Source organism: Kushneria avicenniae, from assembly GCF_900112585.1.
Taxonomy (GTDB): Bacteria; Pseudomonadota; Gammaproteobacteria; order Pseudomonadales; family Halomonadaceae; genus Kushneria; species Kushneria avicenniae.
The window spans coordinates 667,114-682,517 of sequence record NZ_FOLY01000001.1; the positions used below are offsets into that span (position 1 = coordinate 667,114).

11 protein-coding genes are annotated in these 15,404 nt (G+C 59.5%); 4 read left to right on the forward strand and 7 right to left on the reverse strand.

Annotated elements, in window-relative coordinates; all coding sequences use genetic code 11:
• Nucleotides 1-85: 85 nt before the first annotated feature.
• Nucleotides 86-664 carry a hypothetical protein gene (locus BM079_RS03115; protein WP_090130665.1) on the reverse strand — a complete coding sequence of 193 codons (579 nt, stop codon included), beginning with the start codon at nt 662-664 and terminating at the stop codon, nt 86-88.
• Between the two features lie 322 nt (nt 665-986).
• Here BM079_RS03115 and BM079_RS03120 point away from each other — a divergent pair, with 322 nt between their 5' ends.
• On the forward strand, nt 987-2,006 hold the full coding sequence (locus BM079_RS03120; protein WP_090130666.1) for an alpha/beta fold hydrolase: 1,020 nt from the start codon (nt 987-989) through the stop codon (nt 2,004-2,006).
• Nucleotides 2,007-2,043: 37 nt separating this feature from the next.
• On the opposite strand, the gene nfi is transcribed toward BM079_RS03120, so the two are convergent.
• From nfi to BM079_RS03140, 4 genes are all read right to left on the reverse strand, one after another.
• Nucleotides 2,044-2,772, reverse strand: a complete 729-nt coding sequence (gene nfi, locus BM079_RS03125; protein ID WP_090130667.1) for a deoxyribonuclease V — start codon at nt 2,770-2,772, stop codon at nt 2,044-2,046.
• Between the two features lie 159 nt (nt 2,773-2,931).
• Nucleotides 2,932-4,647 carry a DEAD/DEAH box helicase gene (locus BM079_RS03130; RefSeq protein ID WP_090130673.1) on the reverse strand — a complete coding sequence of 572 codons (1,716 nt, stop codon included), beginning with the start codon at nt 4,645-4,647 and terminating at the stop codon, nt 2,932-2,934.
• Nucleotides 4,648-5,108: 461 nt separating this feature from the next.
• A complete protein-coding gene (locus tag BM079_RS03135; RefSeq protein ID WP_090130676.1) occupies nt 5,109-6,116 on the reverse strand; it encodes a glutathione S-transferase family protein in 1,008 nt (335 codons plus the stop codon).
• Between the two features lie 113 nt (nt 6,117-6,229).
• A complete protein-coding gene (locus tag BM079_RS03140) occupies nt 6,230-7,111 on the reverse strand; it encodes a LysR family transcriptional regulator (RefSeq protein ID WP_090130677.1) in 882 nt (293 codons plus the stop codon).
• Nucleotides 7,112-7,813: 702 nt separating this feature from the next.
• On the opposite strand from BM079_RS03140, the gene BM079_RS03145 reads away from it, so the two are divergent.
• Nucleotides 7,814-9,484 carry a peptidoglycan DD-metalloendopeptidase family protein gene (locus BM079_RS03145; RefSeq protein ID WP_175489575.1) on the forward strand — a complete coding sequence of 557 codons (1,671 nt, stop codon included), beginning with the start codon at nt 7,814-7,816 and terminating at the stop codon, nt 9,482-9,484.
• A gap of 97 nt (nt 9,485-9,581) precedes the next feature.
• Here BM079_RS03145 and BM079_RS03150 read toward each other — a convergent pair whose 3' ends face one another.
• Nucleotides 9,582-11,105 carry an efflux transporter outer membrane subunit gene (locus tag BM079_RS03150; RefSeq protein WP_217639631.1) on the reverse strand — a complete coding sequence of 508 codons (1,524 nt, stop codon included), beginning with the start codon at nt 11,103-11,105 and terminating at the stop codon, nt 9,582-9,584.
• Between the two features lie 26 nt (nt 11,106-11,131).
• Nucleotides 11,132-12,874 carry a DUF748 domain-containing protein gene (locus BM079_RS03155; protein ID WP_090130679.1) on the reverse strand — a complete coding sequence of 581 codons (1,743 nt, stop codon included), beginning with the start codon at nt 12,872-12,874 and terminating at the stop codon, nt 11,132-11,134.
• A 272-nt stretch (nt 12,875-13,146) separates the two neighbouring features.
• On the opposite strand from BM079_RS03155, the gene BM079_RS03160 reads away from it, so the two are divergent.
• Entirely contained in the window at nt 13,147-13,515 is a 369-nt protein-coding gene (locus BM079_RS03160) for a hypothetical protein (protein WP_139215244.1), read from the forward strand.
• Nucleotides 13,516-13,528: 13 nt separating this feature from the next.
• A complete protein-coding gene (locus BM079_RS03165) occupies nt 13,529-15,373 on the forward strand; it encodes an ABC transporter ATP-binding protein (protein WP_090130682.1) in 1,845 nt (614 codons plus the stop codon).
• The last annotated feature ends 31 nt before the right edge of the window (nt 15,374-15,404 follow it).

Here is a 15,404-nt window from a genome sequence, read left to right on the forward strand (position 1 = left end):
GGTACCGGGCGTGATCCGCTCTAAAAAAAGGGCCTCCATGGAGGCCCTTTTCAATCGGCAGAAACCTGTATCAGTTGACAGGAACTTATAGCGCCAGCCAGGCGGCCAGCACCAGAATGGCCAGCATGCCCAGATACAGTGCTACCCGCACCATCGGCTTGAATTCGAGCGCCGGAATGCTGACCAGAGAAAGACGCGAGAATCGCAGCAGGCACCAGATCACGCCCAGTACCACCAGAATGACAATAAAAAATGGCAGACTGATGCCAATGAACAGTGCCTGCCACTGCGGCACCGTATTCGTGGCTGCAGGACTGAGCATCAAAAAGAGCGTGCCGCCCAGCGCAAAGAGACCGATATCAAAAGTGGTGCTCAAAAGACGCGTGCCGATGACCTTCAGCGAGCGCGTCAGCGGATTGTCGCGCATCAGGTCCCGCGCCATGAAGGCAATGACGGCAAAGAAAAGCGACACCAGACCCAGCGCGCTCCAGTAGGAAGAGAAGCCGACGCCCTCGGCCATGTCACTGCCGGTGGACACGCCGGTCATCGCGGCGCCGCTCCCGCCACCATTGAGCTGATGCTGCATCAGCCACTGAGCCAGGCCACCGATCAATATCCATAAAACAATGGTAAAAAAGAAATCGCCAATACCTTTTTTCTGCATGGCCAGAGGTCCTTTGATTGCGTTGGGCGTAGTGGGTTCAGGCTTCCCATGATGGCAAACAAACCATCACTTCGACAGCACTGTATGCCGGCCATGCCGGGATACAGTGCCTGCATGTCGCCTGCGGAGAAGGATGATGACAGGGCGCGCCACCCGGGGTCATGCTCGATCGTGCGCCGAAGACCCTGAAGCAGGCTTGAAAAATCGCCCTGCTCTCGTTGCGTTTCGCCATTTTTTGCCAGACTGGATCAGTACCCGACCATCACTGTCTTTTCTCCAACAACAGCGACATCGATTCACGACATCCTGCAAGGAACATGTCATGCGCGCTCTATTTTTGACCCCACTGCTGGTCTCCGTAGCCCTGCCGGCCATGGCCACCAATGAAAGCCCTGATGATGCGCCGGTCTACGGCCCGCGGCTGGAAGGATTTGACTACCCGTGGAAGCTGCATCGATTTGATCTGAACTCTCAGCAGCAGTCGCTGGAAATGATGTACATGGATGTGGCGCCACAGAATGAGGCCAACGGACGGACAGTTGTCCTGATGCACGGCAAGAACTTTTGCGCGGCAACCTGGGAGAGCACCATCAGAGCCCTGACGCAGCAGGGCTACCGTGTGATCGCTCCGGACCAGATCGGTTTTTGCAAATCCAGCAAACCGCGTCACTATCAGTACAGCCTCCACCAGCTGGCATCGAACACCCACGCTCTGCTCGAGCATCTTGATATCAACGATGCCACCATCATGGGCCACTCCATGGGCGGCATGCTGGCCACGCGCTATGCGCTGATGTATCCCGATGCGACCCACAACCTGGTGCTGGTGGATCCCATCGGCCTCGAGGACTGGAAGGCGAAAGGCGTACCGTGGCAGTCCGTCGATGACTGGTATGAAAGTGGCAAAAAGGCCAGCGCCGAGAAAATGCGCCAGTATCAGCAGGAGACCTATTATGCCGGCGAGTGGAAACCCGAATATTATCGCTGGGTCGAGATGCAGGCCGGTATGTATCGCGGCGAGGGTCGCGACATCAACGCCTGGAGTCAGGCGCTGACCTACGACATGGTCTTTACCCAGCCGGTGGTTTACGAATTTGACGACCTTGAAGTGCCTACCCTGCTGATGGTTGGCGATCACGACAACACGGCCGTTGGCAAGGGACTGGCCCCGGAAGAGGTCCAGAAGACACTGGGGCACTACGACGAGCTGGGCCCGGAGATTGCCGGTCGCATCCCACAGTCCACCTATATCCACTTCGAGGATCTGGGTCACTCACCGCAGGTTCAGGCCCCCGAGCGTTTCCATGATGCCCTGCTGGGGTGGCTGAATCAGCAACGTTAGTCCCTGCTGACCCACCGGAACGAGATAACGGTATATCTCAGAATGACAGGGTATTCTGTTCAGGCGCGGCACTCTCCTCAGGGCGTCGCGTTTCTGCCGTACGACGCGACGCGATGCGATCGGCCTGGCGCGTCGGCTCCGGCAGCTTGTAGCGGGTCAGACACTGCATGACCCAGTCGATTGAAGTCTCGAGCGAGACGCGATGACCGGTAGAGATGTAGAGCGGCTTGACGCGCTCGCGTGTGCGCAGCACGCCTCCGATGGTCTCATTGCGATGTGTCAGCGCCACCCAGTGACCACGCGAATCGGGCACCTCGTCATGCTGACCGCACAGGCGGCTCTTGCCCACACCGATGGCCGGCAGGTCCAGCCAGAGCCCGAGATGGGCAGCAATCCCCAGCCGACGCGGATGCGCAATCCCCATGCCGTCCACCATCAGAAGGTCGGGCATCACGCTCAGCTGCTCGAATGCCTCAAGTGCCGCTGGCAGCTCGCGAAAGCTCAAAAGCCCCGGAATATAAGGCATCTGTGTAGGCTTTCGGTGCAGCACTCGCTCCACGATCTCAAGCGAGGGCCAGCGCATGATGACAACCACGGCGCGCGTGGTTTCACCGCCCTCCTCGAAGCCGATATCCACTCCGGCAATGTGCTCGACGTCACCGATCTCGTCATGACGCACGACGCGCGGTGCCAGCGATTTCTGTAGCGCAATGGCAGTGTCCGGATCGACGGTCCATTCATGCAACGGCTGACGCTTTGATGTCATGTTTCCTCCTGGATGTCGCCTGAGCGTAGACAACGCCACTCGATGGATGCCAGTTCAACGGCTAATGACACAAAAAGGCCCCCTGCCATGGGCAGGGGGCCTTTCAACACTTCGATCATGACCGCGCGTTTACTGCATCAGCGCAGCGACAGGCGGATATCAGGACGCCTGCTGACGGTCATCGCGACGCGGGCGCTGCTCGCGGCCCTCGCCTTCCGGGCGACCGCTGTCCTTGCTGATCTCGAGCTGGCGGCCGCCAACGCGGGCACGCGCCATCTTGGCCAGCACGGTCTCGGGCAGGCTGGTGGGCAGCTCGACCAGGCTGTGGGTCTGGCGAATGTCGATACGACCGATACGTGCGCCTTCGATGCCGCCTTCGTTGGCCAGTGCACCAACCAGCTGTCCCGGCTTGATGTTGTCGCGATGGCCAACGGCCAGACGATAGCGGGTCATGCCTTCGGACGGGCCGCTGTCGCGGCGACGCGAGGCGCGACGTTCACCGCCACGCTCATTGCGATCACCACGCTCGGGACGCTCGTTGCGAGGACTGGACTTCGGCAGAGAGCGGATCGGCGGTTCACCGGCACGGGCAAGGCTTGCAAAGACGCAGGCCAGATCGACCGGGTCAACGCCCTCTTCCAGCAGCGATTCGACCATGGCACGCTGATGTTCATGGCCACGCTCGAGCATGGCTTCAACACGCGCCTTGAACTTCGCATCGCGATGCGCACGCATGGTCTTTTCGTCAGGCAGCTCCATGGTGTCGATCTTCTGACCGGTGGCCTGCTCGAGCCAGCGAACCTTGCGCACTTCACGGCCGCCAGCAAAGGTAATTGCCGTGCCTTCGCGACCGGCACGACCGGTGCGACCAATGCGGTGAATATAGGCTTCGGTGTCGTGGGGCATGTCAAAATTGATGACGTGCGTGATGCGCGGCACGTCGAGGCCACGAGCCGCCACGTCGGTAGCGACCAGCACGTCTACCTTGCCCTTTTTCAGGCGCTGAACGGTGCGTTCACGCAGGCTCTGATCCAGATCACCGGACAGGGCTGCGGCTGCAACGCCACGGGCGACCAGCTGATCAACCAGCGTGGTGCAGGAGGCACGGGTACGCACGAAGACGATCGCGGCATCGACCGGCTCGACTTCGATGATACGTGCCAGCGCTTCAATCTTGGCCGGGCCATCCACGCGGCATACGCGCTGCTGGATAGTGGTCGTTGCCGCACGCGCTTCGATCTGCACGGTGACCGGATCCACCAGGTAACGGCTGACGATGCGAGAGATTTCCGGCGGCAGCGTGGCCGAGAAGAACACGCGCTGGGCACCGGTCGGGGTGTCCTTGAGGACGCGCTTGACGTCATCAATGAAGCCCATGCGCAGCATTTCGTCCGCTTCGTCCAGCACCAGCGCATTCAGACCGGTCAGGCTCAGCGAGCCGCGATCTAGATGGTCGATGATGCGGCCCGGCGTACCCACCACGATCTGGCCGCCGCTTTTCAGGCCACGCATCTGCTCACGGTAGTCCTGCCCACCGCAAAGCGTGACCACTTCGAGACCCTTGATGTTCTGACCATAGCGGCTAAAGGCCACGGCCACCTGCTGGGCGAGTTCACGTGTCGGCGCGATGACCAGAACCTGGGGCTCGCGACGGTTGACGTCAAGTTTGGAGAGCAGCGGCAGCGCAAAGGCAGCCGTCTTGCCGGTACCGGTTTGCGCCTGACCCAAAAGGTCAGCGCCTTCCAGAAGCGATGGAATGGTCTGCGCCTGGATGGGAGACGGTGTTTCGTAGCCCAGAGATTGAAGAGATTCGAGAACAGCAGGCAGCAGCGCCATGTCACCGAAATTCGGCGAGGCAACGGAAGTAGAAGTCATGTCACACCTTATAAGCCGGTATCAAACCGACGGGGAAAATGTCTGGTCGGGAGGCAATCATCAAATGATGGACATATCGGATGGCTCCCTGACCGGTCGCACTCGTATCATCCCGATCTGCCCGCACGACAGGCGAGCAGATGACGATATCCGTGGCATGTGGCGACCGTTATTGCACCCGGGCAATACGTCATATGCGGCGACCGACAGATCATGGCAGTCACTGCCGTCATACGGGGCCCGGTGCTCCATCGATGCGTGGGCGCATTGGCGCCTTGGAGAATCGTCCCCTACGCAACGGCAGTCTCAATGGGGGCGAATCAGCAGAGATGGCAGGGTCTTCACAAGCGAGGTGGCAGCAATTTACCACAGCGCCGCAGGTTATGCACGCCGAAAGTCGAAGACGCAGCAGAGATGAGGGCGATCACGATAACGCCCCCACCTGTTATACGCTCAATATGTCAGGCGTCATGCTGCCAGATGCCCTTGCCTGTCAGGCGCTCGCGATCGTGGGGTCGCTCAAGGTCAAGCTCCGGCCCCAGCGGCACGATGCCATTGGGGTTGATGCTCGGATGACTGCCATAGTAGTGGCGCTTGATATGGCTCATGTTGACGGTATCCGCGATGCCGGGCCACTGATAGAGCTCGCGCAGATAGCTCGACAGGGCCGAATAATCCTCGATCCGATTCAGATTGCACTTGAAGTGGCTGTAATAGACGCTGTCAAAGCGCACCAGCGTGGTGAACAGTCGAATATCGGCCTCGGTCAGATATTCACCTGCCAGATATCGGCGCTCTTCCAGCAGAGCCTCCAGACGGTCGAGCATTTCAAAAAGCGCGGTGACATGCTTTTCGTACACCTTCTGCTCGGTGGCGAACCCGGCCTTGTAGACACCGTTGTTGACCCGATCATAGACCTCGTCATTGATGCGATCGATCTCCTCACGCAGCGGCGCCGGATAAAGATCCAGCTGATTGCCGGTCAGCTCGTCAAAGGCCGTATTGAAGATACGCATCAGATCGGCCGACTCGTTATTGACGATGCGCGATTTTTTCTTGTCCCACAGCACTGGTACGGTGACCCGTCCCGTGTAGTGCTCATCGGTCAGCGTATAAAGCTGATAGTGACGACGCACCCCGTTGACAGGATCGCCGCTCGAGCCTTCCTCCAGCTCGTAGGTCCATCCTTCTTTGAGCATGTACGGACTGGTCACCGACACGCCCATCAACCCGGACAACCCCTTCAGGCGACGCATGATCAGCACGCGATGTGCCCACGGGCAGGCCAGCGACACATAAAGATGAAAGCGATCGGGACCTGCGCTGACGCTGCTGCGACCGTCGGGGCCGGGCTCGCCATCGGGCGTCACCCAGTCGCGCAGTTTTGCTGACTCGCGAACAAACTCGCCGTCGTTACCTCTGGTGTCATACCAGCGGTCTACCCACTGTCCATCGACCAGTAATCCCATGGCAGTCTCCTTGCCCGGCGATCTCCCCGGGAATTCATGTTCGGGCCGTGAGAATAGCCGCTTCACTCGCGCTTTTCACAACAACCGCTCGTGGCAGGCCTCCGGTCTGACCTTCAGGCGCGCCACTCAAGGCGCAGTGCCTCGGCCATGGCCTGTACGGCAGGGCAAGCGCCCTCGACATCGTTGATGTACATGGAGAGCGGTACTTCTCGAATACCACCGGCCTGCAACGGCAGCGCCCTGAGCTGGCCGCTATCCAGCAGCGGCTGAACCCGCGTCTGAGAAACCCATGCAAAACCGAGTCCACGGGCCAGAATGTCCAGGCAGGTGGCCACATGAGATACCGTCCAGCGCTGCTCGGCCTTGAGCCAACCGCTGTCATTTTGCTCACGCAGGGCCGAATCCCGGGTCACAATCTGTCGGTGCTGGCGAAGATCGCGTAGATCCAGCGCCCTATCGAGCTGATGAAGCGCATGATCGGGATGCGCCACGGCAATAAAACGAATGGCGCCCATCAGCTCTCCCAGATAGCCCTGCACCGGCAGGCCGCTGATCAAAAGGTCTACACGATTATCCAACAGCATTTCCACGCCGCCGTTGAGCACGGTCTCGTAAAGCTGAACCCGGGTATGTGGATACTGGTTTGAAAAGCGGTCAAGGGCGTAGCACAACGTTTCAGGCGCCAGAATCTGATCGATGGCAATAGTGATTTCGGCCTCGAGACCGTTTGAGAGGCTATCCGCCACGGCCTCGATCGTATCGGCGCTTTCCAGCAACTGACGCGCCCGGCGCAGGAGCATCTCCCCTGCTTCGGTCAGGCGCAACTGTCGCCCGCCAGTGTCCAGTAGCTGTACCCCCAGCTGGGTTTCCAGCTTGTGCACGGCGTGATTGATACTGGACGGGCTTTTATGAATGGCTTCTGCCGCACGTGCAAAGCCGCCATGGTCGATCACCGCAGCCAGCATTTGCCATTGAACCAGCGTTACTCGCGACATGTTACATCCTGTTAACACTTGAAGGCATCGGCATATTTACTGCCGCTCATGCGATCAACTCTGCACTGAAATTTTCTTTCTGATCATGACTGAAGAGGCCTTGATCGGCACAGCACAAGCCTTTGCAGCCGTATCGCTGTCCTGGGACGGCATCACGGCAACGGCGCGAATCCTTCCTGCACCATCATAACAAAACAACACAATTCGCGTTTTACATGCCTTTCAAAAATCTCAAAACAACAACATTTATTACTATCATTTATTTAAAATACGAGCCTGCCTTTAATTCAATTAAATTGGATAAACAGCAGGATTTTTCAGTTAAAAAACACTGTTAATTTTTCATTCAAAAAAGGGTTTTGAAACTCAAAACTGTTTACTTATACAGTGCTACGCATCAGAAGTTAGTCGCTTCGGGAAAGCACTCGGCAAGACCAACGAATACGTCGCGGAGCGACAGCCATGCGGCCGCAGCCGAAAATGGCACGCCTCCAGCAGACACCATACTGATCCTGTAAAGAATTATTCCTGTACAAGGTTTTCACAGCGCCCTTCTAATAAATCGCCGTCAGACGTAGCGCCCTTTAACTTAAAATAAAGATGACCAATTATTGATATTCACACTAGGCATGTGCGAGACCTTGAGGTAAGGTAATCCAGCCTTTATTCCCTTTTATCTCTCTGTATACGGCGCTTATCAACATGTTGCGAATTTTTAGTTCGCTACCCCGCACGCACAGGCTTTTATTGTTACCGGTTACCGCCATGGTTGGCGTGTTGGGTGCGCATCAGCTCTATCAGAATACAAATACCTCGGCGACCACCGATGCAACTGTCGCCGACCTCCAGAAAGTCACACAGCCGGTGAGCCTTGCGCTTGCCGCTCCGCAGGAACAGGCCCGCGTTTTCAGCCAGCCGACGCATCTCGAGATTGCCGGCGCACTGGCTCTTGCCAGCCCGGCCGCTGACAGGCGCGCTCAATCCGGCGAGCTCAACGTCAGCCAGGCACTGGCCGTGGCCTCCAATCTTGCTGCCATCAATGCCGGCGCAGCGCTCAATGGCGGCAAAGGCGGTGATGAAAACGAAAGAGTCATTGCTCGCGCCGATCATGTGACCGGCATGGGCGATGGTATTGACGGTCATACGTCCTACGTTGATAACTTCAACGACGACGATACCGGAGACTTTGCCGACGACAGCCTTGATGGACAGTTCTCGCTGGGCAGTCAGGTCGAGGCCCGCGAAACCTATGTGCCGGAGTGGCAGACCTACAAGGTTCAGCAGGGCGATACCTTTGCCGAGCTTGCCGAGCACAGTCTGGGCATGGGATACAGTGAAGTCCTCGAGCTGCTGGATGATGCACCCGACAGGAAGGCTCTGACCAATCTTCGGGTTGGCAATGAACTGGATTACAAGGTCGACCAGGACGGACATCTGCTGGCACTGCGCGTCATGAAAAACACGCGCAGCGGCTATCTTTTCGAGCGTGACAGCACGGACGAGCGCTTTGCCATCAATGACATCGAGCGTACCGGCGAGGCCACGCAGCGACTGTTCGCCGGCACCGTCAACGGCAGCTTTGGCTCTTCGGCGCGCGCCACCGGCCTGTCCAGCGGCGAAGTCGCCGAGCTGATTTCGGTACTGGGCAAGAAGGTCAACTTCAACCGTTCGGCGCGCGATGGCGACAGGTTTCAGGTGCTGATCGAATCGGACGTGATTGACGGCAAGCCCTACGATTCCCGCATTCTGGCCGCTCACTATGAAGGCAAGGACGATCTGACCGTGGTACGTCACGACGGCGATTACTATACGCCCGACGGCCATGGACTGGACCCGGCCTTCAATCGCTATCCCTTCAAGGGGCACTATCGGATCAGCTCGCCGTTCAACCTCAAGCGTCATCATCCGATCACGGGCCGCATTTCGCCCCACAAGGGCACCGATTTTGCGATGCCGGTGGGCTCAACGGTGCGCGCTCCTGCAGACGGCCGTGTCACCAAGGTGGTCAATCACCCGCTGGCCGGTAAATATATTGTCATTACCCATGACAATGGCTACCAGACCCGCTATCTCCACCTTTCGAAGCCTGAGGTCAAGCCCGGTCAGCGAGTGAAGATGGGGCAGGAAATTGCCAAGTCCGGCAATACCGGTCGCAGTACCGGTGCGCATCTTCATTATGAGATCATCGCCAACGGGTCTCAGGTCAACGCCATGCGCGTCAAATTACCGGGTGGGCGCGCCCTGAGCGGTCAGGAGCTGGCAAGCTTCAAGACCGAATCAAAGGAGCTTCTGGCCAAGCTTGAAACCGCCGACAACACGCGCGCCGTGGCTCAGGTTCGTCATGACAGGAAGGACAAGGATGACGAGTCCTGATGACGTCATGACCGTTGGATGATCCATGGATTAAAAACGCCCCTTGAAGGGGCGTTTTTTTGTTGCCGTGTCGGTTCGTCTTGCCGGATGCGACAGATCAGCCATCTGACCCTGTCATCTGCGGATTGGGCGCGTGCGGAAAGCCACCCGTCGCGTGAGGAACGTTGAGTCGATCATTGAAACCACCGCCCAGCGCCTGTACCAGTTGAATCGAGGTATCCACCAGCTGGCTGTTCAGACTGACCAGCGACTGCTGGGCGGTGAGCAGCTGCTGCTGGGTGCTCAGCACCTGCAGATAGTTGGTAATTCCCGCCTGAAACCGCTCGAGCGCCAGATCAAAGGCCTGCTGGGCATTGTCACGCGAGCGCTCCAGCGACTGGCGCTGGCGCTCCAGTGACTGTACGGCGGTGATGGTATCGGCCACGGTACCCAGTGCCGAAATGACAGTCTGATTGTACTGTGCCACGGCCAGATCGTAATCCGCCTCGGTGCTGTCCAGATTGGCCCGCAGACGCCCCCCCTCAAAAATCGGCAGCGACAGGGCCGGCGAGACACTCCAGCTTTTGGCAGATTCCGAGAAGAAGTAGCTGCCCAGCCGCGAACTGAAACCGGCCATCGCGCTCAGATTGAGATCGGGATAGAACTGCGCCTTGTCTGCCTTGATCTGCTGGGTCTGCGACTCTACCCGCCAGCGTGCCGCCACGACATCCGGACGCCGGCCGATCAGCTCGGCCGGCACGACCGAAGGCAGCGACAGCAGTGCCGGAGACAGCGGCTGGGGGCGCTCGATATCGAAACCGCGATCGGGGCCCTTGCCCAGCAGCACCCCCAGCGAGATCCGATCACTGCGAACGGCCTGCTCGGCCGACTCCAGAGACTGTCGAGCACTATCAACGCTTGAGCGCGACTGCAGCCGGACCGATTGATCGCTCAATCCGGCCTGCTGAAGCTGCTGGTTGGTCTGGTCAATGGTCTTTGCCCGCTCAAGCTCCTGACGAGCGATGTCCAGCAGTGCGTAGTCCCCCGCCAGCTGAACATAGGCTCGTGCCACGTTGACCGACAGCGTCAGCGCCGCTTCATGCAGATCGATTTCGGTAGCCCGGGCCTCGCCCAGCGCTGCCGACCACGCAGCACGACGCCCGCCCCAGAGATCGACGTCATAGCTGAAGTTCGAAGAAAGCCCCCGGGTCGTGCTGTAGATGTTGCCCTGCCCCTGAGGATCGTCAACTTCCGATACCCGCGAACGGGAAATCTGCGCGGAACCATCGACGGTCGGCAGACGTTCGGCACCCGCCTGACCCACAGCGGCATTGGCCGAACGCAGGCGTGCCTGGGCCACATCCATATCGGGAGAGTCTGCCAGTGCCTCCTGAATCAGGGCCTCAAGATGTGGATCGCCCAGCGCATTCCACCACTGACGATCGGGCCAGTTGGCCCAAGAGATAGTGACATCGCCCACGGCCTGCAGCGCCGACAGCTGATTGAGCGATACCATCTCGCCTTCGGGCTCGATCCCGTCATAGCTGGCGCAGCCACCGATCATGGCGACCAGCAGAAGTCCTGCTGCAGCAGGGTATATGCCATGTCCCGAGCGGCCCCGCTGCCTGTTATCCATTTTCATGCCACTTCCATGTCCTTGTCCGACGCTCACTCATCGCTGGGATCGGTCACCACCTGCGACAGAGGACCTTCTGTATAGCCCCCTGAGGTTTTGTCTGCTGCATCATTATCGTCGCCGTTGATCATGGCATCGAGCGTATCGATGGGCGAAGTGACAAGATTCTCCATCACTTCGCCCGCAATCTGCGTGACAACGCTTGTCATGTCCACGCTGCTGCCCTTGACCGACGCCTCAATGGGAATATCGAGATTAATGACACCGTCACCGCTTTGCAGCAGGCCAACCAGTCGCCTCAACGGCATGGAGGCATCGCTGTCGACGGGCGCTTCGGAGAGCGCCAGCTGCTTGAGCACGATATGGTTCTTTGCCGTGACCTGCCCGCCATCGAGCTGATAGTGCAGATCCAGATCGGCGATACCGCTGCGAATGCGATAGCCGCCAAAGCGCTGCACGTATGGCGCAAAGCGCTCCAGCGGCAACCGCTTGCTGGTCAGGGTCATCTCGCCTGCCAGCGAACCACCCGCGCTGAAGCTTCCTTCGATGGCCACCGGCGTATCGTCGCTCTCAAGGCCCTTGAAGCGAAACTTTGCCGGCGCGGATGATCGGGTATCAAAGGCATCCATCCGACCTTCAAGCGATCGAATGTCCAACTGGACCACCGGCGACATCTGATGATCCTCGAATCGGAAAGTGCCATTATTGATGCGCAGGCTGCCCAGCGCCAGGTTTGGTGTCTGACCGCTGTTCGATTGGGCCGATGATGTTTTATCGGAGGAAGACCCCGTCTGCGACTGATCCTGATTGTCCGTCCGCGAGGTCAGATTGAAATGACCCTGATCATCAAGGAGCACCAGAAAATCGGGCGCATCGAGATCAAGACGCGCCACCCGCAGGTGATGGCTTCCCTGGACGTCCATACCACTCAGGTCTGCCTTGCCAATGCCGAAAACGTGCTGCCCCTGGTGGTCGATAACACTGACGTCGTTAACGCCGAGGTCGCCCTGCCACAGCAGACCGTTATCGGTCGCGCGGCCAAAGGCAAGCCGCCCCTGCCCCTGAAGCACACCGCGCTCGATCTTGAGGTGCTGCATGTCGGCAAGCCAAGGATTGAGCAGCGTCAGAGCCAGCTGATCTCCCTTGACCTTCAGATCACCGGTCAGGGGCTCGGGGCTGAAGTCACCTGTCGCTGCAAGCCGCCCCTGCCCCAGACGAGCACTGGCGCTGCCGTGCATGGGCGCATCCTGCATGCTGTCGAAATCTGCAAGCGACAGCGTCATGTCCTGAAACGATAGCGTCCTCTGCGATGATGCGCGTTGATCCACCCAGTCGAGCTGTCCCCCGGTCACATCGATGTGATCGATCACGACCCTGGTGCTGTCGTCATTCCCGGTATCGCTGCTCCCCAGCCCGGACAGATTGAGATCACCCGAGGCTTTTGTTACCACACGCAGGTGTACGCCTTTCAATGCTACCTTTCTGATAGACACGCCCGAACGCCAGAGCGATGACCAGTGAAGCGAGGCGTGACCGCGCGCCACGGTCAGGAGTCGATGGTCGGGCGCCCCCAGCGTCAGTCCCTGAAGCGACACCGTCGCCGTCAGCGGATTGACGGTGACATGCTCAATGGTGACCGGTCTGTCCAGGGCGCTTTCAAGCGAGCGTGTGGCATAGGCGGTCGCGCCCCATGTACACAGCAGCCAGACCAGTAGTCCGGCAATGACGGCGGCGCCTGCGCCGATAAGCCAGCGATTGCGATGTGCGAGGGCCAAGTGCCTTGCTCCTGCGTCGTTGTCGGATGCCTACCATGTCCGGCGCAGGGTCTGTCCGAAAGCGCCCGCGCCATCAGGCAGAAGCAGGATAACACGGGTACCGACCGCCATTTTGACCGGCTAGGCCTTTCAGCGACACCGGAGCACCGGTATTGAGAAGAATAAGACCTGCTTAATCAAAAGTTGTCAGCCACTGCATTTTTTTGTATCAACCTGGACTAACATTACTGATATATATCCTGTACAGGGTTCAGCCAGGAGTCATTGACGTCATGATCAGTCTGCTATGGATAGCATGTATGGCCACCGCGCTGGGGGGCTACGGACTGTGGCGAGGGTTTTCGCGCGATATCTGCCTGTCCGTGGTGCTGATCGCGCTGGGCGTGGCGGCTGCAGCGCTGATCATTATCAGCAGTGTGGCCAGTCTTGTCGTCGCGGGTGCCGTCGTCACCATTAGTCTGGGGGTCTGCCTGCGCGAAGGCCAGCGCCAGACTCCTTCTGCTCGACAGGGCCGGGCAAAACGTCCCCGCTCTCATCAGCCCCGAGCGGCGCTTGCCGCCCTGTGGCAGGGGAATGTTCGGGCGCGTCGTGCGCCGCGTCAGGGCGCTACCCCCCGGAAACGTTCGCGCCAGACCCAGTGACTCCTTTTTAAGCATGCAGCGACCCCGCCTCGGACATCGTCTGGCCACCGCGCCGGGCGATGTCATCAATGTCTTTCGCTATACCCACCGAGCCCTGAAGCTGGTCTGGCAGACATCACGCGTGATGATGCTGGGTCTGGCACTGGCCACGCTGGTGGCCGGCGTGCTGCCGGCCGTCGCCGCCTGGGTCGGTCAGCTGATTGTCGATGGCGTGGTGGCCGCTGCCGAACGTTACACCGACACCACCGACACGCTCGACATGCTCGCACCGGTGCTGTGGCTGGTCGCCCTTGAAGGCATGATCATTGCAATGATCGCGCTGGCCCAGCGCCTGCTGGAGGCGCAACAGTCGTTGCTGCGGGCCCGACTGGGTCAGAAGGTCAACATGATGATCCTCGACAAGGCCGGGCAACTGTCGCTGCCACAGTTCGAGGACTCGGAAATCTATGATCAGCTCACCCGCGCCCGGCGTGAAGCTTCGACCCGACCGCTGTCGCTGGTCAACCGAACCTTCACGCTCTCGCAGAATCTGATCTCGCTGGCAAGCTTCGCTGTGCTGCTGGTGCAGTTCTCTCCCTGGGCACTGGTCATCATTGCCCTGGGCGCCCTGCCGGTATTTTTTTCCGAGGCGCGCTTTTCCGGCGAGGCGTTTCGTCTGTTTCGCTGGCGCTCACCGCAGATGCGCGAGCAACGCTATCTGGAAACGCTGCTGGCCCGCGAGGACAGCATCCGCGAGGTCAAGCTCTTCGGTCTCGAACCGCTGCTGCGCCAGCGCTACCGCGCCATTTTTGAACGCCTCTACGACGAGGAGCGTCGCCTCACTCTGCGCCGGACCCTGTGGGGATTTCTGCTCGGACTGCTGGGCACCCTGACCTTTTATGCCGCCTATGGCTGGGTGGTACTGGAAACGGTCATCGGCGCGCTGACGCTGGGCCAGATGACCATGTACCTGATGGTGTTCAAGCAGAGCCAGGGAGCGCTGTCGGCCGGCCTTGCTGCCATCAGCGGCATGTACGAGGACAATCTTTATCTGTCCAATCTCTATGAATTTCTCGAGCTGCCCATTGAGGCCGAGCGTGGCACGCTTGCCAAAGGCGCCATGCCCGGCGATGGCCTGCGCTTTGAAAACGTTCATTTCGCCTACCCCGGCGGCGTCACGGCGCTGCATGATATCTCGCTGCATCTGCGCCCCGGCGAGAGCCTGGCGCTGGTGGGAGAAAACGGTTCCGGCAAGACCACCCTGATCAAACTGCTGACCCGTCTCTACCAGCCCGACAGCGGACGCATCCTGCTGGACGGCAGCGACCTGCGCGACTGGCAGCTCACCGCCCTGCGACGTCGAATCGGTGTCATCTTTCAGGACTTCGTGCACTACCAGTTTCCGGCCGGCGAGAATCTCGGCGTAGGCAATATCGACGCTTTTGATGATGAAGAGCGCTGGCGCGAGGCGGCCCATCGCGGACTGGCCAATGCCTTCATCGAGCAGCTGCCGCAGGGCTATCGCACCCAGCTGGGCCGCTGGTTCAGGAATGGTCAGGAGCTGTCCGGTGGGCAATGGCAGCGCATCGCCCTCTCCCGCGCCTGGATGCGTGAAGAGGCCGACATCCTGGTGCTTGATGAACCCACCGCGGCCATGGACGCCGCCGCGGAGGCCGCGGTGTTCGAGCGCTTTCGCCAATACAGCCGTGACCGAACCGCCATTGTGATCTCGCACCGGTTTTCAACCGTACGCAGCGCTGATGTGATCGTGGTCATGGAGCACGGCCATATCATCGAACGCGGCAGCCATGACGACCTTCTGGCCGCCAATGGCCGCTATGCAACGCTTTTCCGGCTACAGGCCGAAGGCTATCGCTGACCTTTCCTGCCCCATTCCCCGGCCTCCTGGG

What these genes read in the sequence shown, in the direction of transcription:
- BM079_RS03160 (WP_139215244.1), top strand. Translation starts at nt 13,147, where the DNA reads ATGATCAGTCTGCTATGGATAGCATGTATGGCCACCGCGCTGGGGGGC.
- BM079_RS03120 (WP_090130666.1), top strand. Translation starts at nt 987, where the DNA reads ATGCGCGCTCTATTTTTGACCCCACTGCTGGTCTCCGTAGCCCTGCCG.
- BM079_RS03140 (WP_090130677.1), bottom strand. Translation starts at nt 7,111, where the DNA reads ATGTCGCGAGTAACGCTGGTTCAATGGCAAATGCTGGCTGCGGTGATC.
- BM079_RS03150 (WP_217639631.1), bottom strand. Translation starts at nt 11,105, where the DNA reads ATGAAAATGGATAACAGGCAGCGGGGCCGCTCGGGACATGGCATATAC.
- BM079_RS03135 (WP_090130676.1), bottom strand. Translation starts at nt 6,116, where the DNA reads ATGGGATTACTGGTCGATGGACAGTGGGTAGACCGCTGGTATGACACC.
- nfi (WP_090130667.1), bottom strand. Translation starts at nt 2,772, where the DNA reads ATGACATCAAAGCGTCAGCCGTTGCATGAATGGACCGTCGATCCGGAC.
- BM079_RS03145 (WP_175489575.1), top strand. Translation starts at nt 7,814, where the DNA reads ATGTTGCGAATTTTTAGTTCGCTACCCCGCACGCACAGGCTTTTATTG.
- BM079_RS03130 (WP_090130673.1), bottom strand. Translation starts at nt 4,647, where the DNA reads ATGACTTCTACTTCCGTTGCCTCGCCGAATTTCGGTGACATGGCGCTG.
- BM079_RS03165 (WP_090130682.1), top strand. Translation starts at nt 13,529, where the DNA reads ATGCAGCGACCCCGCCTCGGACATCGTCTGGCCACCGCGCCGGGCGAT.
- BM079_RS03115 (WP_090130665.1), bottom strand. Translation starts at nt 664, where the DNA reads ATGCAGAAAAAAGGTATTGGCGATTTCTTTTTTACCATTGTTTTATGG.